Genomic DNA, 24831 nt, shown 5'->3' with positions numbered 1-24831 from the left:
CAAGCATGTACAAAAAATCGGCGGCCATCGTTACTCTGGCTATACTACTTCTATTAACAGGCTGCTCCATAACGACCAAATCAGACACGGCCAATCCGACGGCAAATTCCGCTACCGAGGAGCCGTCTGACAATACTGCCAATGGAGTGGATATCGAGCTGCTCGCGCAAACTTCACAGGAATCCGATGTTAACATCATCCGCGATCAGCTGACTAAAAACGGGTTTAACGTCAAGCTTAACCTGCAGCCTGACTACGGCAGCTTCAGTGCGCAAAAGGACGCCGGCAATTATGACATTGCCCTCTCAAGCTGGACAACGGTGACAGGCAACCCGGACTATGCCGTCCGTTCCCTGTTCAAAACCGGGGGTGACTACAGCATCATGTCCGATCCGGACATCGACAAGCTGATTGATCAGGCTGCTTCGGAATCACCTGAGAAATATGCGGAAACGTACAAGCAGCTGGAGCAGCGTCTCGTTTTTGACAAAGCTTACATTGCTCCCTTGTACATCTCGCTGAAGAGCCAGGCCGTCAATAAGGACATTCTGAAGCCGGAATCCGTGCGGCTGTCCAAATCCCGTGCGCTGGCCTGGGAGGATATCGAATTTAACGATTCCTCCCGCAATGCGTCAGACCCTTTGCTTCTGACCCAATCGATTTCAACCCTGACGTCACTGGACCCGATTAAAGGCAATGACGGCTCCATCAATACGATCAACACAAATATGTATGTGCGCTTGATCAATTTGACAGATGACGACAAAATTACGGCTGACGGTTCCCTCTCCCGCAACTTTACCATTGCGGAGGGCAACTCGGAGTACTATTTTATCCTGCGGGATGATATTCACTTTGCCAAGGTAGAAAGTAAAAAAGCCATCGATTCCGGTGAACGGGTCGGTGCAGAAGACGTCATTTTCTCGCTGAACCGTGCCAAGGATCAGAATTCCGTACCGGATCACCGGACGTATTCACTCCATGAGCATATCAAGACGGTTGAAGCCGTTACGGATCTGAATACATTGAGCTCTGTCCGCTCCGCAGACGGCGGCACCGTGCGTGATGCGCTGGAAAAAGGGCTTGGCGCCCCCATTTCCGCCCTGGTTGCGGATAAGAACCAAGCGAACAACGCACAAGGCAAATACCAGGTGGTTAAGCTGACGACCACGGAACCTTTTCCGCAGGTGCTGAACTATTTAGGCCATCAATCCGCCGGCATTGTATCTGAAAAGCAGGTCAAAAGCATCAACACGTTCGATGTAGCTACTTTTGACGTCAACAAAGACATCCCTTACGGCGATCAAAACACGGTGACCGAAGGTGGAAAATACAACAATACGCTGTATGCCAGCGGTCCATATATCCTGATTTATAAAAATGATTATGAGGCTGTTTTTGAGAAAAACCCGGCTTATATGCCAGGCACGGAAAATGAACCGAAAATCTCCAAAATCTCTCTCCGCTTTATCGCGGATGCGGACAGCGCCCTGTCGGCGCTCAGAAGCGGTGAAATTTACGCCTATTACGGTGTGCCGGAAACCAAATATGAAATTGTAAAAAGCGATCCCAAGCTGAAGCTGCAAACGCTGGAAAGCAACGGTGTAGCTTATCTGCTCTTCAATGTTACCGGCAACCGTGAGGTAAGCAAAAGCGAGGATTTGCGGAAGGCGGTCCTGTATTCGATCAATCAGGATGAAATCCTGCAGTTTTATGAGGGCAACAAAATCAAAGCCGCATCGACGGTCAGCCCGCTGGTGAAGACCGGAAACGAGCTGACTGCCGACCCGGCAAAGGTGCAGCAATTTTTGAACAGCTACAAGAGTCAGACGCCATAACTTTTAGTACCGCAAAATCCTTCCCGGACAACAGCCTTGCATCTCAATCTCAAACAGAGCGTTCATTGTCGTCCGGGAGGGCTCTTCTTTCCTACATATGAATCAATTCTTTATGAATCAGATGTAAAACAGACTCTAATTGCTCATTTATAAAGAAATGACCTCCGTCAATATCGTAAGTCCGCACTTCTCTTTTTGTATACCGGCTCCATTCCTTCATATCGGAATTATTGGTCAGGTTATCTTGTCTTCCGTACATTACTACCAGATCACAATCTAAAATTTCTTCTCTCTTATTGTAATGATAGTTTTCCACAAGAGTAAAATCCGCCCGTAAAATCGGGATTAAAATTTCAACTAATTCATTATGCTGTAAAATTTCCTTTGGAGTCCCTCCCATTTCAAGAATCTCGTTGATTAACTCTTTATTTGGCAAATGATGAATGAATCTGTGGTTTTGACAATGAGGAGGATTCTTTCCCGATAAAAAAATGATTTTAGGTGCCCTATGTTCTTGTACCTGGATTTTATGGGCGATTTCAAATGCGAGCAATCCTCCCATACTATGCCCAAGCAAAGCATAAGGCAGTTCATCTAATTCGTCTTTTATTTTTTCATATATATCATGTACAGCTTGTTCAATATCTGAATAGAACGGCTCTGAATACCTCTTCCCCCGGCCTGCCAGTTCAATCGGAACAATATGGATAGAAGGATGCAAAGAGGATTTCCACTTCATATATAATGCTGCTGAACCGCCAGCATAAGGGAGACAAAAAAGTTTTATTTTCTCCATAGTTCCCCCTAAAGTTTAATTGCTCAATTCCCGGCCGGGAATTGAGCAATTTACAGTGTCGTGATATCACTTAAACTTCCGACCTTACTGTAACCTGGTGCTGAAGATAAGGAATGAACGTTTCCTTGCCTTCATAACTTCGAAGGGTTAAGCCTTCCTCGGTATAGCTAATGATCGTATCTAAAGATATCGGAATTTTTCCATTGATTGTAGTAAGCACATAAGTTGGTATGGCAAACCCGGTCGTAAATCCAACAAGGCCGCGAAGAATTTCGAGCCCTTTTTCCAATGGGGTCATAAAGTGAGAGACACCTGTCACATTATCGCAATGATAGAGATAATATGGCCTTACACGAATTTTTAACAGACCATGAAGCAGAGCTTTCATCGTTTCCAAATCATCATTAATACCTTTAAGTAAAACGGATTGATTCTGTACCGGAACACCATGCTTCAGCAGCAGATCGCAGGCTCTTGCTGATTCCTCCGTAATTTCTTTCGGATGATTAAAATGGGTATTCAGCCAAACCGGATGATATTTCTCCAGCATCTCACAAAATTCTTTGGTAATTCGCTGAGGAAGCAGCACCGGATACCTTGTCCCAATTCGGATAATCTCCACATGGGGAATGCTTCGCAGACGCGATATGATATGCTCAAGCCGTTCATCCGAATAGGTTAACGGATCACCACCGGTTAATAACACGTCCCGTATTTCAGGATGCTTTTCAATGTATTTAAAATCCTCCTCAAAGGACTCTGCTTCCTGACGTTCAAAATAAGTGCCGTTGACATCGGTTGTGTGATATTTGCGTGTACAATGCCTGCAATAGACAGAGCACTGCTCCGTGACCAGCATCACGATCCGATCCGGATATTTATGAATGATCCGGTTGGTGACCCGGTACTTCATATCCCCTACCGGATCCACGTCCGAATACATATTGGGAACCAGTTCTTCGGCAGTAGGCAAAGCTTGCAGCCGTATCGGACAATTGGGGTCATTTGGATCCATCAAGGATGCATAGTAAGGGGTAACTGCCCAACGATAGAGTCCTTCGCTTTTTCGGATCGCTTTTTCTTCTTCAGGACTTACCTGAATATATTCTTTTAAAGCCTCAACTGTCTGAATTCGATTGCGGAATTGTGCTCTCCAATTATTCCAATCCCAGTTTCCAGACATACTAAAATCCTCCTTTGAAAGGTGTATTTTTTACCCCGAACTTTATCCCAAACTGATCAAACTCATCCCCCGTCTTGTGTAATTCCCGATGCTGCGGGTTGGGATACTGTACGCACAGAAGAGAAAATAATAAATATCGACGAACACATCAGGCCAATGGCACCAACAATTAAGGTCGGCGTTGTACCTATAATTCCTCCCAGCCATCCTCCCAGGACAGCTCCGATCGGGACAACCCCCATGCCGAACATACGTATGGAAGCATTCATTCTGCCCTGCAGATTCTGTGGAGTAACGGCCTGCCGCAAGCTGCGTTGGTTAATGTTATACACAATGACCATCGCAGCATCGATCATATACATCACCATAATTAATATAACAGCAGGTAATGTTGGCATTAAGGTAGCCACAGGGATGATTAAGGATACGAATCCTGCTACAAACAGGGAGAACACTAGCGTTTTGCCAAGCCCCAGCTTGTTCGCCATGGGTCCCGCTATAAAGGCACCCAACAGCGCTCCGACTCCGGACATAGAGAAAATCAAGCCGATATAGATGGGGTCCAATGCCAAGGTTCGTGAAATATACAGGATGAAAATGGGCTCAATTACATAAGTGAACAGGTTAAAAATCACGGTTCCTATCAAAATAGGACGAATGATATTGTGATGGAAAACAAATGTGGTTCCTTCGCGAATATCTGCCCACATATTTTGCTCGGCTTCTTCCGGAACCTCAATCGGAGCTTCCTTTTTTTTGATTAATGCAAGATACAGGGCCGATAATAAATAGGTCCCAACATTAAATAAAATGGACAAGGGGGCGGATAGAACCTGAATCAATGCGCCGCCGATACTTTGCCCCACGACTGTAGCACTGGAGCTGCTGAATTCCAATTTACTGTTCCCCTCAACCAGCTCTTCATTTTTAACCACCGTTGGCAGATAGGAGGCGTGGGCTATCTCGAATATGACGGTATTGACTCCTACCACGGCTGCAATCACATAAAGGATAGGCATGGATAATATATTAAAATAGATGCTGATCGGGATGCCGATCAAAACAACTGCCCGCACGATATCGGCTATAATCATGAGCGGTCGCTTGTGCTTGCGGTCCACCCATACACCAACAAACAAGCTGATCAGCAAAAAAGGCAGAAATTCGACGGCGGACAGAATCCCCATTTCAAGAGAAGAAGCCTCCAGCGTGAGCGCCGCAATTAACGGAATGGCCACGGTTGTAATCTGAACACCGAATGAGGATACCGTGTGGCCAAGCCAAAAATTCCTGAAATCCGGCTTTTTTAATAAACCAAGTGAAATTCTACTCATAGGAGCCTCCCTAATCATGTTGCCCGGTCAAAATTTGAATATTTTGAATAGCTTGATCAAGAACTCGATTCGTTTCCTCTGCTGTAGATCCATGAGCAATCACATATCCTAAACGCTGGTAAGCGTTTTGTGGAGGAGATACAAAATCTCCTGGAAGAACGTTAACCTTTACTTCCTTCACATTGCTCATTTGGGCTGCTTCATCCAGGCCATTGATATGCTCGACCGTTCCAGCCGTTTCTGATATTAGAAACCGGATTCCCGCCGTACCCTGGCACACCACTTCTTTCACGGTTGGACCTTGATAGGAGCAAAATACCTGCTGCTCCAGAAGATCGATCCCTGTCGTCAAACGGACCAGCTCAGGAATCATTCCTCCTGCCAAGCGGCCATTGATTTCGATAATAGAGCAGCCTTGAGTGGTCCACTTCACCTCCGTGTGAGCTGCTCCATTGCGGAAGCCCACGGCCTGAAGAGCATCCAACACGGAACGGATCATCGAATTGGACTGCTCTCTGTCCAACTGAGCAGGAAACACGTGTCCCACTTCTACGAAAAAAGGAAGTCCCGCAAGCGATTTTTGCGTGATACCAATGACCTCTGTCTGCCCTTGCCAGCTTATGGTCTCCACGCTGAACTCAGGGGTCTGGACATATTCCTCCACCAAGGCCGCACCCACTGTCGCTTGCCCGCGCACATTAACCTTATGTCCAAGGATTTGCGATACCTGCTGTAGTGCAGTCTCCAGGTTTGAACACAGACGGACTTCATTTGATCCGCTATCATCAACCGGCTTTATAATACAAGGGAGACCAATCTTCCAAATTGCTGCTTCAACCTCCGATTCATTATGGATTACCGCAAATTTGGGCTGCAGAATTCCCGCCTGTGCAAGTGTCCTGCGTGTTTCGCCTTTATTTCGCACCTTGCGGACAACCTCAACGGGATTCCCCGGGAGATGATATTCAGCGGTTAGCGCAGCCACCTGCTCCAAATAAAATTCACTTGTGGTCGTAATGCCGCGGATGTCTTGTGGGTCCATTGTGTCCCTAATATGCTGCCGCAGGCTCTCCAGATGATTTGTATCACAGACCTGAACCTGACAGCCCGTTTCCGCCAATCCTGAATATCTGTCGGGATTATTCGTATAAAATAGTGGTTTCAGCCCCCAGGATGCGGCACGGGTTAGTGCGATCATTCCCGTCCCCGTTGTATTTGCCTCAATAAAAAGCAACCTAGACACGATGCATCACTCCTGAAAGGCTGGAATACGACCATGAAGCAACGGTCGTCCGGTACGGCACATACTGCGGATTCTCTGGCAGGCGAAGCCTTTCAATTTGTTTGTCGATTCTATAGCGCTCGTTATAGATCGTATTGACATACCGGTCTCCCCTGTCAGGGAAGATGGCCAAAATATTAACCCCTTGAGGTACGTTTGAACGGACCCACTTGGCTACGGCATATACCGAGCCGGAGGAATTGCCGGCGAATATCTTCTGCTCCGCCGCGAGCGCAAGCGTTGCGGCGAAAGCCTCCTCATCGTTGAGCCAGTGAACCTCATCGACCAGCGCATGATCCACATTAGAGGCAACCAAAGAGTTGCCAAGACCGCCTTGCAGCCGTTCGGGCTTGTCCGGCTGACCAAAAATAACGCTGCCTATGCAATCTACCGCAATTACTTTGAGATTCGGATTATAGCTTTTTAAAGCGCGGGCCGTACCTGACATGGATCCACCGCTCCCCACAGATGCCACCAGGATGTCCACATGCTCCAGCTCATTCATGACTTCCACAGCAAGCGAGTGATAGGCACCGGGATTATCCGGATTTTCATATTGTCTTGGCCAGTAGGCGCCAGGCAGTTCTTCCATCAACTCATATAGACGGTTCAGGCGCGCGCTCTGCCAGCCATTTACGCCCATCTGATCTACAATATAAATTTTGCTGCCCATGGCCGTCAGCTTTGCCAGCGTAATCTGGTCGATACGGGGATCTGTAACAATATGAACGTCATGTCCCAGATAGGTTCCAACCATGGCAACACCGCAAGCCATCGTCCCGGAGGAACTCTCAATAATAGGGTCTCCCTCCTTAAGTTGGCCGGTACGTCTGGCCTCCAATATAATTTGCTTGGCAACCCGGTCCTTCATGCCAAAGGGATTCTGCATTTCCAGCTTGGCATATACGTTTCCACCTTCATGATGACTCAGCCTTAATTGCACCAGTGGAGTATTCCCTATGGCATCTATCATATTTGTGCAGATCAAGCGGCAACCTCCTTCAAGCTCAGGTATTCCGGTTATGCATGGAATGGCTGATTATGATTTCAATAGCGTATCTACTTCTTCATCACTCATCTGTTCAAGCTTCTCATACAGTAGCTCTTCCACCTTCAAAGCCAACTGCTCAATCGTGGGATGGAGGAAAAATTCCCGTAAAGGTACTTCTACCTCCAGTTGGCGGCGGATGCGGGATGCCATTTGCGTAGCTAATAACGAGTGCCCCCCCAGATCAAAAAAGTTATCCTTTACCCCGATCAGTTCCATGCCGAGCAGCTCCTGCCAAATCCCGGCAAGGTACTCCTCCATCTGCGTCTGGGGGGGAACCAGGCTGGCACCGGTATAATGCAGAGTTCGGTCCGGCTTGATAAACTGGCTGCGGTCAACCTTTCCATTGGCATTTAGAGGCATCTGGTCCAGCAGCATAATGAATGAAGGCACCATATAATCCGGCAGCATCTCCTTCGCCAACTGCCGAAGCTCTTCGCTTATATCGTTGCCCGTCTGCAGCGGAACCACATAAGCCAGCAGCCGCTGGATGCCTGGCTCTTCCTCATCGACAATAACCACCGCCTCCTTCACCTTCGCATGCTGCAACAGAACGGCTTCAATCTCGCCCAATTCTACTCGCATTCCCCGAATTTTCACCTGATTGTCAGACCTGCCAATGAACTGCAGCGAGCCATCCGGACGATAAAATCCAAGGTCGCCTGTTCGGTACATCAACTCACCCGGGACAAAAGGGTCCGGGATGAATACTTGGGCTGTCCTGTCCGGCAGATTCAAATATCCTTGAGCGAGACCGGTGCCGGCAAGATACAGGCTGCCTATTACTCCTGGCGGTACGGGCTGAAGGTTTTCATCCAGCACATAACAGCGATTATTATCAATCGGTTTTCCAATACATACTGCTCCCTCCACCTCCATATCTTCCTTCACAGCCACATGGATCGTGGAATCAATGGAAACCTCTGTTGCTCCCCAAGTATTGTTAAGCGTTCCGGGCAGCTTGGCAAAGAAACGTTTGACCGTGTTGGCCGTCAGTGCCTCGCCAGATGAAATTGTGCTTCGAAGCTTATGAAGCTGCCGCCGATCCTCCGGTGTAACCTCATCCAGCACTAAATTCAGCATGCTGGGTACAAACTGGACATGAACGGCTTCGTGCTGTATGCATGCCTGAATGATGGCACGCGGATCGCGATGCAAGCCCGGTTCCAGCAGGGCTATGCGACCGCCGCACATCAATGGCCAGAAAAACTCCACTGCTGCATCGTCGAAGGTCAAGGTCGTTTTTTGCAGAACGGTTTCGCCCGGCTTTAATTGAAAATGGTTCTGCATCCAGCACATCCTGTTCACCCAGCCGCGATGCAGGTTGATCACCCCCTTCGGCTTGCCTGTAGATCCGGAGGTATAATAAATCGAGACTGGCGAGTCTGCTGTTGCACTGCGTTCGGGTTTGTGGACCGGTTGTTGTCTGATGATCTCTCCATCCGAATCCGGACATACGAAGGTTACTCCATCCAGCCTCAGCGTTTGTCTCAAATGCTCTTGCACAAGACAGACCTTCACGTCCGCATCTTGCAGCAGATGTTGAATGCGGCCAAGCGGCAGTTCCATATCTATGGGCAAAAAGGCAGCTCCTGCTTTTAAAACCGCCATAAGGCTGATCACAAGCTCAAAAGAGCGCTCCACACATACAGCTACAACCTTCTTTTCGCCTAAATGGTGCAGACGTAAATGGTGAGCCAATTGATTGGATTGCTTTTCAAGTTCTCCATAGGTGATTTCCTTCCCCTTATAAACTGCCGCTATATGTTGGGGAGTCTTCTGCACCTGATGTTCAAATAACTCATGCAGACAAAGCTCGGAAGGAAAAGGCACATAGGTATCATTCCACGTAAACAGAATACGCCGCTGCTCGTCAGCCGACAGCAAGGGCAGATTTGCTATACTTTTTTCAGGCTGGGTCAAAATCGCGTCTAACAAGGTTGTAAAGCTTTCAAGCATCCGCTGTATTGTTTCCTTCTTGAACAATCGGGTATTGAACTCGAACGTGCCCGCCAGCTGGCCGGAAGCCGTTTCTTTGAAAAAAAGTGTAAGGTCATAGCGCGATGTCTTGCTATTGACCTCGATCGAATGCACAGTAAGATCACCAAGCTGTAACATTTCCTCCAGGTTATTCTGATAGGCAAACATCACTTGGACTAGTGGAGAATATGTATGATTTCTTTCTGGCTGCAATTCTCTTACTAAATATTCGAACGGTACGTCCTGATGATCATAAACGTTAAGGCAGCGCTCCTTAACCTGCCGCAAATAGGCCAGGAAACTGTCGTTTCCCATGAAATGGCTGCGGATGGCCACCGTGTTCACGAAAAAACCGATGATCCGTTCCAGACCATGCTGATTCCGATTCGCAATTGGCGAGCCTACGAGGATATCCTTCTGACCGGAATACCGGTGAAGTAAAATATTATACGCGGCCAGCAATACCATATATACGGATGCTTCTGTCTGCCGGCCAAGCTTCTGAATCCGGGATACCTGCTCCCACGGCAGTGAAAAATGGAGCTTATCCCCTTCATACGTCAGAAGCGGTGGTCTTGTAAAATCAGTCGGCAGCTGTAAAACCGGCGTTTCCCCGGCCAATTCTCTTCTCCAGAATGCGAGCTGCTCCTGCAGTCTGCTCTCCTGCAGCCATTGTTTATGCCATGAAGCATATGCTGTGTATTGAATAGGCGGGTCTAGCAGCGGACTCGGTTTGTTCCGCAGATAAGCGGTATACAGAAGATTTAATTCTTCCAGGAAAATGACATTCGACCAAGCGTCGGTGATAATATGATGCATATTAATGAACAGAATCCATTTTTCCTCGTTCATTCGATACAAAACTGTTCTGATTAGTGGCCCCTTTTCCAAATCAAAAGGCACCCGGGATTCTTCAGTCAGCCTAAACTGAATAAACTCTTCCGCATCACCGCTCATATTTATAGCCAAATCAAGGACAGGCATATCAAGGACAAGCTGATCGGCGATCTGCGGTACAGGCCGGTCATTGATGACTGTGAAAGAGGTCCGCAGCACCTCATGCCGCCGTACAATCTCGTTTAGAGCGGATTGAAGCGCCTCTGTATCCAGCCTTCCTTCAATCCAATAAGCCAAAGGTTCATTATAAGCAGGCTCAAGCGGGTCCATTTGCTGAACAAACCATATGCGCTCCTGTGCAAAAGACATCTCGGCATATTTATTGTCTTGTTTTTCCGGTATCCGTAAAGGATGCCTGTCCGCGTCGCGGATTACATAACCCTTTTCGCCGAAAAAGTGTGCCAGCTCTTGTACATTTCTTTTCTCAAATATCAAGGTCAAAGGAAGCGCTGCATCCACACGTGAACGGAGGGTAGAGATCATCCTGGATGCGGAGATGGAATCTCCACCGATTTCAAAAAAGTCATCTGTGATTCCCACCTGCTCCAGTTGAAGAACATCCGCAAACGCGGCTGCCAAAAATTCCTGCATAGGTGTCTGCGGTGCTGCATAAGCCCTTTGAAGTTCACTATGAAAAGGTTCTGGTACCGGCAGGGCAAGCCGATCAAGCTTGCTGTTACTATTCAAAGGCAGCTCATCCAGCAGCACAATAAAATGCGGAATCATATACGCAGGCAGTTGTTGCTTCAAGTCTTCCTTGATCTCCCGCACGCTCTTGGTCCGACCCGGATACAGTACGACATATGCGGTCAACCGCTGGATGCCCGGAATGTCTTCCCGAAGAAGAAGCACCGCTTCTTTAATAGCAGCATCCGCCATTAACACAGCCTCAATCTCGCCAAGCTCTACGCGGATTCCCCTGATTTTGACCTGATGATCCGACCGCCCCACAAACTGAACGCTGCCGTCCTCGCGAAAATAGGCTTGATCTCCCGTTCTATACATGCGTTCACCGGCTACAAACGGATCATTGGTAAAAAAGCTGCCTGTCCGCTCGGGATCATTAATATATCCTCTGGAAACCCCTTTACCCGCAACATAAAGCTCTCCTGTTACACCCGCCGCCACTTTCTGCAAGTTGTGGTCCAAAATATAGACCCGGCTGTTAACCAGCGGCTGACCGATACTAATTTGGCCATCTACTGCCAAGTCTTTTTCAGTGCAGGCATGCAGCGTAGAACCAATGGATACCTCCGTAGCTCCCCAAAGATTGTACAGGGTGCCAGGCATTTTCTCCATATATCGGCGTGCCAACTGTGTAGATAAAGGTTCTCCTCCACCAAAGCAGCCTCTGAGGCAGTTCATGCTCTGCGTTTGTTCCGGTGTAATGACATCCAGTATTCGGCTCAGCATACTTGAAACCAGCACCAGGAAGGAGACATCATATCGGAGGACAGCATCAATTATCGCTTCAGGATCCCGGTGCATTCCCGGATTAAGAAGGGCAACCCGCCCTCCGGTAAGCAATGGCCAAAATATTTCAAGAGCAGCATCGTCAAAAGTTAATGTGGTCTTCTGCAGCACTGTCTCCCCCTGTTGAAGCTGGAGGGCATGCTGCATGGAAAGTATGGCATTGACCCAGCCCTGATGCATATTTGCTACTCCCTTAGGCCTGCCGGTAGAACCGGAAGTATAATAGATGGATACGAGATGTTCGGGTTGAACTCTATTTCCCGGGTTACTATCAGCGAAAAACTTCAATTCGGAGAATAACCCTTCATATTCAATTACCTCTACGGATTCGAATGGAGTATCTGTCATTACATCAGGCTCGGTCACACAGATTCGGGCACCGGCGTCCTCTAGAATCTGCTGCTTCCGGGATAACGGGGCTTCCGTATCCAGCGGCACATAGGCGCCGCCAGCTTTTAAGATGCCAAGCAGCACAACAATTAACTCCAGTGAGCGATTCATATGCACACCTACCGCCACATCCGGAGCTACCCCTTTTTGGACTAAATAGTGTGCAAACCGGTTGGACTGTCTATTTAATTCCTCAAATGTAATGGATGTATTATTCATGATGACAGCGGTATGCCGCGGAGTTTGCTCGACCTGCTTCTCGAAAAGCTCGTGAATGCAATGATCCGGAAAATTCAAGCCATCCCCTCCCTTAACTGTTTACGCAAGAGTCTCTTTGATCACTGCTACTGCCTGCTCGATATGCCTGGAGCTTGTCCCTGCATGAGTCACCGCACGTATGCGGCCATGACCGAGCTCATCAACAAACACGCCTTTGTGCCGCAATTCTTCCACAAGACGTTCCCACGTAAACCTGGGATCCGTAACACGAAAGAACACAATATTGGTTTCAACGGCATGGTGGTCGCATGAGATTCCCGGGATATCAGATAATCCTAAAGCTAGCTTTTTGGCGTTCTCATGATCTTCTGCCAGGCGCTCTATCATTTTATTCAGTGACACCAAACCTGCGGCAGCAATCACCCCTGCCTGACGCATTCCTCCCCCAAGCATTTTTCTGATCCGGTATACGTCCCCGATAAAGGCTTCACTTCCAACCACCATCGAGCCAATCGGAGCGGATAATCCTTTGGAAAGGCAAAACTGCACCGAGTCGGCATATTGAGCAATTGCTGCCGCCGGAACCCCCATAGCTACAGCGGCGTTCCAAATACGGGCCCCATCCATGTGCACAGCGATCTGTCGCTCGCTTGCAAAAGCGCGGATTTCTTCCAGATAGGAAAGCGGCAGTACCCGTCCTCCCATGCGATTGTGTGGATTTTCCAGGCAGAGCAGTGCAGGCAATGCGAATTGCGGATCGGCTGGGTCACGAGGAAAGACTCTCTGCAAATCCTCCAAATCCAGCCGGCCATCAGCCTGAGTTTTGACCGGCTCATACATGACTCCTCCACAGACTGCCGCACCTCCTGCTTCATAAATGTAAATATCCGATTCATCACCCACCAGCACCTTGGAGCCGCGCGGGCAATGAGCCATGATCGAAGCAAGATTCGCCATCGTTCCGCTGGGCATGAGAATTGCCGCTTCCTTCCCCAGCATTTCAGCCGCCCTGGCTTCCAGCCTCTTGACTGTAACGTCCTCCCCATAGACGTCATCCCCCAGTTCAGCATGAACCATCGCTTCCATCATTTCGGGAGTAGGCAAGGTAAAGGTATCGCTGCGCATTTCAATTTTATCGAGATTATCCATGTATTCCCCCCTCAAACATAAAGCCTCATAGCTTCTGCTATAACAGATATAAGCTCTAATGGTGCCTCCAGAAATTGATGATGGTCCCCGTCCAGAATTTTGAAGGAAGTTTCCCCATATTCTTCCCAGCCGCTTAGTAGCGAGGGGTCCACCTCTTTGTCCCCGTTCCAGCCGATCGCTGTAATCGGAAAGGGAAGCTGTACCGGCTGACTCTGAATATAACGTCGATTCGCCTCCAAATCAGCCCGCATGATTCCTGTATTCAGTTCGATGATATCAGGCAGCGGCGTGCCTCCCATTTTGCGCATTAACAATTCAATTTCGGCCGCAAGCTCATGATCGTTCAAATCTAAAAACCTTCCATACGGCCCTTGATGCGGCGCTACCTGTGACGATATAAACAAGTGCGCCGGTGACGGTCCTCCTCTCTGCACCAGCTGGAAGGATGCCTCGTAACTCGGTAATGCAGAACCGCAGTGACCAAAAAAAGCAAACGGTCGGTCCATGTATGGCAGCAAGGCCTTATTCATCTCTCCCGCCAATTGCTCATAGGAAGCGTAGGTCGGTTCATGAAACCGGTTTTCACGGCCAGGCAGCTGGATCGGACATACCTCAAGCCTTCCAATGAACTCGGGCCAATGGCGGTACATGCTCGCGCCGCATCCGGAATAAGGAATGCAGAACAGCCGAGCCTTTGACAATGGAGAGGGCTCTTTAAGAAACCATGGATTATTCTGAGCCTCCGTTTCTTGATACATATATTCCACTGTAAATCCACTCCTTACGATTTTCGCAGGTATCCGCGGATTGGCAAATGCTTGAGACCGGAGATAAAGTTCGAGCCCAAATATTCAATAGGCCCTGTGATTTCAAAGCCTTCATAATTGGCAAACAGCTCTTCATACAACATGTTCATCGTTTGTTTCGCAGTTTTATGTCCGATGCAATGGTGGGCACCACTTCCAAATGCAATATGAGGATTGGGTGTGCGCCGGATATCAAATGTGTAAGGATCGGTAAAAATATCGGAATCCCGGTTGGCAGAACCGAGCCATACAACAACCGCCTCCCCTTCCTTGATTCGCGTGCCTCTGATTTCGGTATCCCGTGTTGCATACCTCATGAAATGGCTAGCTGGAGACGACCAGCGTAATACTTCCTCCAGTCCGCTGTCCATACATTCCGGATGTGCAGCGAATTCTCCATACAAATCAGTCCTGATTAATTCCAAAAACGACACGCTGGCTGCATGAGGTGTGGTCACCGTTCCTCCAAGAAGGATGCTGTAGCAGTTGGAAATCACCGTTCCCATGTCCATCTTGGCTCCATCCACCTCCAGGTTCAGCAGAATACTGATCAAGTCTTCGCCGGGAGACCGCCGTCTCTGACCCACAATGTCCTGAAAATAAGCAAACAGCTCCCGGTGTGCTCTTTGCAGAGTAGCAGCACTGCCCTCCTGCAGCACATACTCTTCATCATCGGGAGCAATCGCCATGGTGGTAAGCCGGGTAAGCATGGGCCAATCCTCCTCCGGCAGCTCCAAAATACACCCGGCTACAGCAATCGACATCGCAAACATCGCGCGGGCAAAATCAACCCCGCCTGGTTCCAGGCAAGGAGATAGCAGTCGCCGAATTTCCGCACGTATTTGATCCTCATGCTTATCAATCGAGTTGTGATTAAAGCCCCGCTGCAACGGACGCCGGATTTGGGTATGGCGCGGCGGGTCTGTAACCGCCATTTGCTTCCCTCCCGCAGGATCCTTCTTTCCAAGTAAATTCAGCAGGCTGCCCCGTTCGGAGGTAAATGTGTCATAATCCTTTAAGACCTGAACCACATCTTTATATTTGGTAATCGACCAAAAACCTATATCATCATTGACCTGCTGCCAATGAACCGGAGCTTGGCGGCGCAGCGCGTCCCATATGACGTGAGGCTCACCATGGCTGTATAACAGCGGGTCCAATAAATTGACCTCCGCTATGTTCACATGGGATGAATCTATAACATTGGTGTCTGGCATAGTCCTCTCCTCCTTGGGTCAGCCTTTTACGGCCCGTTTACTGTCTTCGATCATAACGGCAAGCTCAGCAATTGTTGGTTTCAGATAGAGAAAGCGGGCGGATATAGCCATATCCAGCATACTCTCCATTCTTACGATTAACTCGGATAGTGTAAGCGAGTCGCCGCCAATCGAGAAAAAATTGTCGTGGATACCGACAGGCTCAACCGCCAAAGTCTCCCCCCACAGCCTGGCAAGAGCTGATTCCACTGAATTTCGTGGTGCAGTATAAGGGGTGTTCAATCGACGTGGTGAACGCACGGCCGCAGGTAATTGATTGCGGTCCACCTTCCCATTGGGCGTCAATGGCATTTCTGCTATGGGCATTATGGCCCATGGAATCATATATGGGGGCAGTTGTCGGGACAAGTAGGCATGCAAGCTGGCCAAAGGCTCTGATTCATTGGTGACGAAATCCCGGAGCACAACATATGCGAGCAAGCGCTTGTTCCCAACCCCATCCTCTTGTGTCGTAACTACTGCAGCCTGTACATCTGAATGTTTGATTACAGCCAGCTCAATTTCATCCGGCTCAACCCTGTAGCCCTGTATCTTGACCTGCCTGTCCGCTCGTCCAATAAACTCGATACTGCCGTCCTCGAGCCAGCGGGCAAGATCACCGGTCCTCAGCATTCTTGCCCCCGGAATCTTGCTCCAAGGATTGGGAATGAACCTGCTCGCCGTCTCCACCGGATTATTGAGATAACCGCGGGCCAATCCCGTTCCGGCAACATACAATTCCCCTTCCTGCCCCACGGATGATGGATTCAAATTGGAATCACAGATCATAACCCAGGTTCCGTTTATTGGCGAGCCGATCGGCACCGTAGAATGTGAAGTCATCTGGTTTGTTGTCCAGCAAGTGGAGAAGGTCGTATTTTCAGTTGGACCGTATCCGTTGGTAAACATCAAATGCGGATGAGCTTTCAAAAGAAGCTCAAGGTGTACGGTGGAAATCACGTCCCCGCCCGCTATAACATGCTTCAGGCCGGCAAAAGCCTCCAGATAGGAATTAACCATGACCTGAAATAGTCCAGCCGTTAGCCACAATGTCGTAACGCCTTCTGTTTGAATGGTGTCTGCCAGCAAATCCGGCTGAATCATGCCACAGTCATAAATAACGAGCCGTCCCCCATTGGTGAGAGGTGCCCAAATTTCAAAGGTCGAGGCATCAAAAGCTACCGGTGAAATGAGGAGGAATACATCCTCTGAAGAAAAAGAGAAATCCTTCGGGTTATTAACCAGACGGGCAACGGCTCTATGAGGCACACATACCCCTTTCGGAGTGCCCGTGGAACCTGATGTATAACTGATATAAGCTAGATGCTCCGGATTTACTGCCACCTTGTTTCTTTGAGGGGCCTGGCTGATGAAAACCTCTTTGTCATCCAGCAGCAGTATCGGAACAGCTTGATTCGTGAAATGCTCTTTGAATTTATGTTGGGTTATGATAAGCCCTGGATCGGCATCCCCTATGATAAAATCCAGCCGTGCCTGCGGAATCGTTGTCTCCAAGGAAAGATAACAACCACCTGCCTTCAGGATAGCTAATAGAGAGATCACAAGTTCAAAGGAACGCTCGGCAAACACCATAACAACGCTGTCAGGCCCGATCTGAAATTGTGCCAATCTGTTCGCTAATGCCTCCGCCTCTTCATCCACTTGCCGGTAAGTCATATGACGGCCATTATAGGTTAAAGCATAGGAATCGGGAGCTGTGCGGACATGGCTCTCAAATAACTGGTGAATGCAGGAGGGAGGGGCCAAGGGCTTGACGCTCCCGTTCCATGAGCTTTCCTCCTCCAAATGCTCGGAGCCGGTGGAAATCTTCCCCACATTCAGTGTTTCATTTTCATTTGCAGGCTTCTGCTGCCGCAAGCTCAATGGACGCATATCCTGCCAGACACTCCCAATCTCCTTCAGGCATTCTTCAAGCGTTCCTTCAAAACCCGCATCCTTCCAGCCATAAGCATTTTTTTCTTCCGCAGGCCAAATTGAATACTGTCCCTCATTATTTATAAGCGTTTTATACAGCAATTGGACTGACAATCAGACCGACTCCTTCACTTCAGGATTATAGGATTTCAGATAGGCTGCAATCCGCTGTACATTCGCGGCATTCATGATGGAATAATGGTCTCCCTCAAGCATGATGCTGTCGACCTGCCTTGCATGACTGCTCCATACGTTATCCGTGGCGAAGTCTGCTTCTTCCTCCTTAGCCCCGAACCAGGTTAATGTTCCGTCAAACCATTGGGGGGCATGCTTAAGCATCGCCTTATAGTTGGATTTGAACAAGCTATAAAAATGACTCAGGCCTTCCTCTCCCTGGTCCCAAGCCTCCTTGTCCACGGTGTCTCTTCCCATCAGTTGCACAGCTGCCAAATCATTCAGGAAATAATCCTTCCATTCTTCCTCCGAAAGCTCAGGCTCGCCTTCATCCGGGGACTTGAGTCTTGCATCCAACAGCGCCAATATTGCAACAGCTTCTCCTTCCATCCGGAGCTGGCAGGCCATTTCATGAGCGACAACTCCGCCGAACGACCAGCCGAGCAGTGAATAAGGTCCAGCGGGCTGCACTGTTCTTATGAGCCGAATATACTGCTTGGCCATCTCCTTAATTGAAGAAGGTGGACGCTCCCCCATTCTGTGCTCTGCCTGAATGGCATACATGGGCCAATCTTCGCCTAAAGCTTCGGGAAAAGCATTGTAGCAAATGACACTTCCTCCCACAGGATGAATGCAGAACAGGGGGGGCTGGAAGCCGGAGGATCTTAACGTTACAAGAGCCGACGGTTTCTGCTCCGATTCCTGTTTATTTCGCAGCAATTCCGCCAGACGTTCAATCGTATCATTTTCCAGTATGGTGGATAACGGTAATTTACGAGCAAACTCCCGCTCCACGCTTGCCATAAGCTGAACGGCATGCAGCGAGCTTCCTCCCAGATGAAAAAAGGAGTCCCTGATGCCAGGTGCGGATATATGAAGTACCTTTTCCCAAATGGCTGCCAACTTTTGCTCCAGGTCATCCCTTGGCGCCTGATATTCGGCATCCTGCTGCGCGAAAGAACTGACATCAGGACACGGTAGAGCTTTTCGGTCCGCTTTTCCACTCGCCGTTAGCGGCAGCTCTTCGATGAACATCCAACGGGCCGGGATCATGTATTCAGGAATCCGTTCCCTCAGAAAATCGTATAACTGCTTTACGGAAATCTGAATGTCAGGCTGCTTTTTGACGATGTAGGCCACTAATTGCAGGTGCTGGTGCAGGTCCTCCATGGTCTGTACCACACATTCTCTAACTTCAGGAAACTCTGCCAGCCTGGCTTCGATTTCTCCCAGTTCGACACGATGACCGCGTATTTTCACCTGATGATCCAGACGACCAATATATTCGATAGCCCCGCCCGGCAGGTACCTTGCTTCATCCCCTGTCTTATAGAGACGCGCATGCGGATCTTTGCTGAACGGGTCCGCTATGAATCGTTCGGCGGTTAACTCCGGACGGTTATGATAGCCACGAGCCAAGCCAACTCCGCCAATATACAGCTCACCTGGCACACCAACAGGTACAGGCTGCATCTGTTCATTCAACAACCGGATATAGATGTTGGCGATCGGATAGCCGATGGGCACCTGGGTATCCTCACGTTTGCATTCCCAGCTGGTCACATCCACGGCCGCTTCCGTAGGGCCATATAGATTATGCAGTTCACAGGACAGCTTTTCGAAAAATAGCTGCTTTAACGCAGGGGATAGCGCTTCTCCGCTGCAAATGACCCGCCGCAGGCTCGTGCACTGCTCCACTCCTGCTTGTGATAGAAAGGCATAAAGCATAGAAGGAACAAAATGAATGGTTGTAATGCGCTCCTCCCCGATGAGCCTTGCCAGATATTCCGGGTCTTTATGCCCCTCAGGCTCCGCAATGACAAGGGCCGCTCCAGCCAGTAAAGGCCAAAAGAACTCCCATACTGAGACATCAAATGTAAATGGCGTTTTTTGCAGCACCCGGTCACTTTCATTCAGCCGATACTTGTTCTGCATCCAGAGCAGCCGATTGGCAATCGCCTTATGCTCAATCAAGACACCTTTGGGTTTTCCGGTCGAGCCGGACGTGTAAATCATATAAGCAAGCTGCTCCGGATGGGCCGGGGCATTCACATTTTCCACAGGCTCAACAGCCAAGTCCTGTCCGATCTGCTCCATGTACAAAACTGTGCCTTCGTAATCGTTAAATAACGAAGTCCATTCCTCGCTTGTTATGACGAGCTCCAGCTCAGCGTCATGGATTAATCCACGGTTATGGGCCATTGGATGAAGCGGATGAATGGGTACATACGCGCCGCCCGCCTTTAAGATACCAAGCAAGGCCGTAACCATCTCAACCGACCTCTCCAGGCAAATTCCTACTTTTACATCCGGTCCGATGTTTTGCTTTCGTAAGTAATGGGCGATCCGATTGGCCTCTTCATTACATTGGCGGTAGGTTAACCGATGCTCCTTATAAATCAGAGCCATTTGGTCAGGCGTTCTCTCTGCCTGCTGCTCGAACAGCTCATGTATCAGATGAGTTTCCGGAAAATGACGGGATGTTTGATTCCACTGTGCAATTTCATGAAGCTCCCGGTCCGGCAGCAAGGAAAATTGGTCAGCCACTTCATGGGAATGGTAAGCGATTCCTGCCAGGGCATTCTGGTAGTACCCGGCAATCCGCTCCATTTGCGCCTCGGTGAAGAGAGCTTGATCCCAGCGGAGCCTCAATATTAGCTCAGGGTTCTCCCCCTCCAGTGAAAATTCAACCCCGAACGGGAAACTGTTGTCAGCAAAGCCCAGTTCCTCACGAATGCGCAATTTCGCGTAAGAATTTATTTTTTGTTCAGACACATAGAAGTGAGTGAAGTTAAAAAAGGTTTCAAATAACTTGCCACCACCTGCATCCTGTTGAATTTGTGCCATGGGATATCGGCGGTATTGCAGCATTTCCTTCTCGGTTTCCCATGCTTTTTCCGCGATCTGTGCCCAAGTTCCGCCATTCAGCTGCATACGGAAAGGCAGCGTGTTCAGGAATAAACCCAGAGCTCGGTCTCCATCCTTCTGCTCAAGACGACCGTGAAAAAGCACCCCTGTCGTAATGTCCTGCTGATTAGTCAACGTTTTTAAAATTTGCATATGAACCGCCAACAGCCAGCTTTTGACCGGAATCAGCGTCCTCTGTGCCAAAGCCTGCACAGCCTGCAAAAGAGATATGGATATCTCTACATCTCTGATTTTCATTTCTGGGGGTCTAGGTTTGCTCTCCTGCCATTGGGGCAGCTTGACTCTTGAAAATCCCTGCAGCTGCCGTTGCCAGTATTGCTTATGCTCTATGGATTGAACAGCATCTAATTCCTCTTTGACATACTGCTTGAATGTGGACTGCAATGGCGATACTTTTTCCGAGTCCTGCCCTTGCAGGATACGATCAACCGTTTCAAACAGCTCTACCATAATAAGGTTCACACTCCAGCCGTCCAGAAGGGAGTGGTGAAACACTGCAAACAGTTGAATCCAATCATCCGCAAGCTGATGGATATAGACTCGGAACAATGAATGACTCCAGTCAAAGGGCGTATCTAGTTCCTCCTCCACCCAATCCTGAATCCATTCCTGGTGCCGCTCAGGGTTCAATCCGCTTAATTGGAAGTACTTGAGCTGCAGTTCACCTGCTTCATGCACCAATTGCAGAGGAATGCTGTAACCGGACAAGTCGAAGGTGGTGCGCAAAATCGGATGACGGCTGACCAGCTTCCGTAAAGCGTTCTCCCACACGTCTTTTTGGAAAGGAGCGTGAATTGAAAACCGAAGCATATCATGGTACAGCCTGGATTCGGGATACAGTTCGCTATGAAACAGCATGCCGTTTTGCAGTTGAGTCAGCGGATAAGCATCTGTTACATCCCTGGGAAGCTTTGCCCGATCTGTATCCGGGACCAAATCAAACTTTTCCTCAGGGGCTTGTGAAGTCTGCTGTACCATCTTTACATGCGGCGCCAGCTCCCGGATCGTCTGATGGGACAGCAGATCCCTGATGTCAAAATGCAAATTGCACTCTCTTGCCAGGGCAATCATCGATAGCATGCGAATGGAGTCTCCTCCACACACAAAGTAATTGTCATCCACGCCGACTTTCAGGAGTTCCAAACTACGCTCCCAGATACCTGCCAATGTCTCTTCCATCCAGTTGGAGGGTGGAGAATAGGAGCGCTGTTTTGCTTTATGCTCTGTTTGTCTTCGCAGGAGCTTATAGTCAATCTCTCCGTCTTCTTGACGGGGAAGGCTCTCAACCCAATGCATCGTTGACGGAATCATATGTTCCGGCAGCTTATTCCGCAGATAAGCTTGCACCTCTTGCACGGATACGTCCTGATCAGCTTCAGCGACCAGATAAGCCGTCAACTGCTCAACTTCATGTTCATCCCGAACAGCCCGGATGGCAGCCTCTCGTATGAAGCCATGTTGAATGCAAGCCCTTCTTATTTCTTCAAGCCTGGCATAAAATTCGCCCAGTTCCGCGTGTCCTCCCGAGCTTCGTAAATACTCGATTTCACCATTTTGCAACAAACGTCCGATATCGTCAGTCCGGTACAACCAGACGCCCCGGTCTTGATTCACGGTATGATAACTCCAGCGCCCATCTTTCAACTTGGTATGAAACAGTTTTGCGCTGCCCGTGTCCGGTTCCCCCACATAGAGCGTTCCTGCAACGCCTGCAGGCACGAATTCGCCATTCGCATCCACAATATAAATCGCCAGTCCGCCCGCAGGAACGTCTATCCTCCGATTCTGTCTTCCTCCATTGTCCCCATGCGCATGAATGGTCCGATAGCCAACTGGCCCTCCCAGCTCATCGCTGCTGTACATCTGAATAAGCTCGGGGTGCGAATGAGCATGACGTTTAAACCAGTCATCCAAGGGCGGCGCTGCCAGCATCTTTCCTTTGACAAAGACTGTACGAAGATACAGCTTGTCCTTGATGTTGATCTCGTCCAAAGCGACCCATGAGAAAAACGACGCATTCGTTAGAGTAAGAATCGACACCTTCTCTTTGATCAGCAGCTCATGCAAATATTTAGGAGTCTTCGCAATCCAGTTTGGTACGATCACCAATTTTCCACCGGACAAGAGAGGGCACAGCATTTCCCAAACGGCCAGCCCACTATCCGGAGAATGCAGTAAAGTCCAGACATCGCTGATCTGATACCCAAATTCCCCAGCTGCCGCTTCGAACCGTTTCATCAGCCTGTAATGAGGCACGCTGACAGCTTGATGGCTGCCGGACGCATCAGTGGTATAAATTTGATATGCCGCATGATGGGGCGCTGCCGGGCTGTAAGGATTGCTGTCCGACTCTCCCACAGGCCCAAGCTGCTCCAGGCAGATGACCGTATGATCGCCTTCCGGGATATCCCTTTGATTCATTTGATTCGTGAGGATGTAAGATAAATCCGCTGCTTGCAGCGTGGAGCTGTTCTTCTCCACTGGATAATCGGGATTCAAGGCAACATAACAGCCGCCTGCTTTCCAGATCGCAAGTATGCTGAGAACAAAGTCCAGGGAAGGGCTGAGCCATATTCCTACAGCAGACCCTGGACCAATGCCATTCTTCCGTAAATGCCAAGCTATTTGATTGGCATTTTGGTTTAGCTCAAAATAGGTAAGCGTCTGGCCATTGCAGCTAACGGCTGCAGCATCGGGTGCATTAGTGGCTACTCTCTCAAACCTTTGGTGGCAGCATTCGTCGCCCTGCCAGTGGAGAGCGATATTGGACTGATGATGCAGCCGGTCAAGCAGACTCTGTTTCTCTTGCTCACTTATAAAAGGGATGTGCCACACACGTTGGTCCGGGTCTTCTAAAATGCTCTCTAGCAGGCCAATAAAATGCACGGACAGCTGCTCTATAAGGTTGTGATCATATAATTGCTTTTGGTATTCGAAAACCCCAAGCAAACCTTTCGCCGTTTCAGTGATATCCAGATAAAGCTCAAACTTGGCGGTACCTAGATCCAACTCCACCGGAGTGATATGAACATGAGGCAATTCCAATTCCAGCTTGGGATGATTCTGGAAAGCGAACATCGCCTGAAATACCGGTGTCTGTCCAAGGTTTCTTTCCGGAGAAAGACGCTCTACCAGCATTTCAAAGGGAGTATCCTGATGCTCATAGGCTTCTATGGCTGTCATTCTCAGCTCCCGCAGCATATCCCGAAAAGTCGGATTGTGACGCAGCCGAGAGCGCAACACTACCGTGTTGACAAACATCCCGATTACATTCTCAAGCTGATCATGATGGCGATTCGCAATCGGTGTACCGGTAATGATATCGTCTTGTCCCGAATAGCGGGCCAGCAGCACTTGATATACAGCTAATAAGCCGATATATAAGGTCATTCCACTGCTGCTGCAAAGCTGGGCAAATCTTTGGGAGAGCTCAAGCGGAACGGTAAAATCGAAAGATGCGCCCGTATTATCGATTACACTCGGCCTGGAAGGGTTCGTCGGCAGATCGAGAACAGGCAGTTCCCCTTCCAAATGCTTTTCCCAAAAGCAGAGTTGCTTTTCCAATAACCCTCCCTGTAAATTCTCTTTTTGCCACTGAGAGAAGTCAGCCACCTGAATAGGAAGCTCCGGCAGCTCAGCTTCCTCTTCTCTCAGCGCAGCTGAGTACAGCATGCTTAACTCCCTCATGAAAACGGAGTAAGACCAGCCATCCGTAATAATATGATGCATATTGATCAGCAAATAGTGATCGTGCGGATTGATGGAATAAAGAATCATACGAAAAAGCGGTGCCTGCTCCAACGAAAATGGTCTGCGGATCTCGTCCATCATCCGCCCCTGTACTTGCATGACGGCCTCGGCGTGGATCTGAACATGGTCTATGACACAGTCCAGCTCCGGAACGATAACTTGCACAATTTCATTGTCTTCCATCGCAAAATATGTTCTCAAGGATTCATGCCGTTCCACCAGTTTATTGACTGATTGCTGGAGCAGCTCCATTTGAACCGGCCCGTGAAGCTTATACAGCAGCGGCACATGATAGACGGAAGGATCGGATATCGTTTCCTGTACAAACCATATCCTTCGCTGGGCAAAAGAAGCTGGAAACACATAGTGATTACTGATGAACGATGTGCTCAA

At 49.0% G+C, this 24831-nt stretch carries 12 protein-coding genes; 1 reads left to right on the top strand and 11 read right to left on the bottom strand.

The genetic code is table 11. The annotated features are described in order from the left end of the window. The first annotated feature begins 5 nt into the window (after positions 1 to 5). Entirely contained in the window at positions 6 to 1838 is a 1833-nt protein-coding gene (locus ACE5KN_RS14255; RefSeq protein WP_375523809.1) for an ABC transporter substrate-binding protein, read from the top strand. A gap of 91 nt (positions 1839 to 1929) precedes the next feature. Here the strand turns inward: ACE5KN_RS14255 and ACE5KN_RS14250 are convergent, their stop codons facing one another. From ACE5KN_RS14250 to ACE5KN_RS14200, 11 genes are all read right to left on the bottom strand, one after another. Then, on the bottom strand, positions 1930 to 2634 hold the full coding sequence (locus ACE5KN_RS14250; RefSeq protein WP_375523808.1) for a thioesterase II family protein: 705 nt from the start codon (positions 2632 to 2634) through the stop codon (positions 1930 to 1932). A 70-nt stretch (positions 2635 to 2704) separates the two neighbouring features. Continuing rightward, positions 2705 to 3817 (bottom strand): arginine 2,3-aminomutase, encoded by a 1113-nt coding sequence (gene blsG, locus ACE5KN_RS14245; RefSeq protein WP_375523807.1) that lies wholly within the window; start codon positions 3815 to 3817, stop codon positions 2705 to 2707. 62 nt (positions 3818 to 3879) lie between these two features. Further along, entirely contained in the window at positions 3880 to 5151 is a 1272-nt protein-coding gene (locus ACE5KN_RS14240; RefSeq protein ID WP_375523806.1) for an MFS transporter, read from the bottom strand. 10 nt (positions 5152 to 5161) lie between these two features. Then, on the bottom strand, positions 5162 to 6394 hold the full coding sequence (locus tag ACE5KN_RS14235) for an ATP-grasp domain-containing protein (RefSeq protein ID WP_375523805.1): 1233 nt from the start codon (positions 6392 to 6394) through the stop codon (positions 5162 to 5164). Continuing rightward, positions 6387 to 7421, bottom strand: a complete 1035-nt coding sequence (locus ACE5KN_RS14230; protein ID WP_375523804.1) for a PLP-dependent cysteine synthase family protein — start codon at positions 7419 to 7421, stop codon at positions 6387 to 6389. The genes ACE5KN_RS14235 and ACE5KN_RS14230 overlap by 8 nt, the downstream gene beginning before the upstream one ends. 51 nt (positions 7422 to 7472) lie before the next feature. Further along, a complete protein-coding gene (locus ACE5KN_RS14225) occupies positions 7473 to 12518 on the bottom strand; it encodes a non-ribosomal peptide synthetase (RefSeq protein ID WP_375523803.1) in 5046 nt (1681 codons plus the stop codon). 21 nt (positions 12519 to 12539) lie between these two features. Beyond that, positions 12540 to 13589, bottom strand: a complete 1050-nt coding sequence (gene ltaE / locus ACE5KN_RS14220; protein ID WP_375523802.1) for a low-specificity L-threonine aldolase — start codon at positions 13587 to 13589, stop codon at positions 12540 to 12542. An 11-nt stretch (positions 13590 to 13600) separates the two neighbouring features. Further along, positions 13601 to 14347, bottom strand: a complete 747-nt coding sequence (locus ACE5KN_RS14215; RefSeq protein WP_375523801.1) for a thioesterase II family protein — start codon at positions 14345 to 14347, stop codon at positions 13601 to 13603. Positions 14348 to 14370: 23 nt separating this feature from the next. Next, positions 14371 to 15612 carry a cytochrome P450 gene (locus tag ACE5KN_RS14210; RefSeq protein ID WP_375523800.1) on the bottom strand — a complete coding sequence of 414 codons (1242 nt, stop codon included), beginning with the start codon at positions 15610 to 15612 and terminating at the stop codon, positions 14371 to 14373. Between the two features lie 18 nt (positions 15613 to 15630). Next, positions 15631 to 17700 (bottom strand): amino acid adenylation domain-containing protein, encoded by a 2070-nt coding sequence (locus tag ACE5KN_RS14205; protein WP_375523799.1) that lies wholly within the window; start codon positions 17698 to 17700, stop codon positions 15631 to 15633. Beyond that, positions 17701 to 24831 (bottom strand): non-ribosomal peptide synthetase, encoded by a 7131-nt coding sequence (locus ACE5KN_RS14200; RefSeq protein WP_375523798.1) that lies wholly within the window; start codon positions 24829 to 24831, stop codon positions 17701 to 17703.

Source organism: Paenibacillus terreus, assembly GCF_042138595.1.
Classification (GTDB): Bacteria; Bacillota; Bacilli; order Paenibacillales; family Paenibacillaceae; genus Paenibacillus; species Paenibacillus terreus.
Note: the sequence above shows the minus strand (reverse complement) of the source record. Positions and strands in the feature narration are given on the sequence as shown.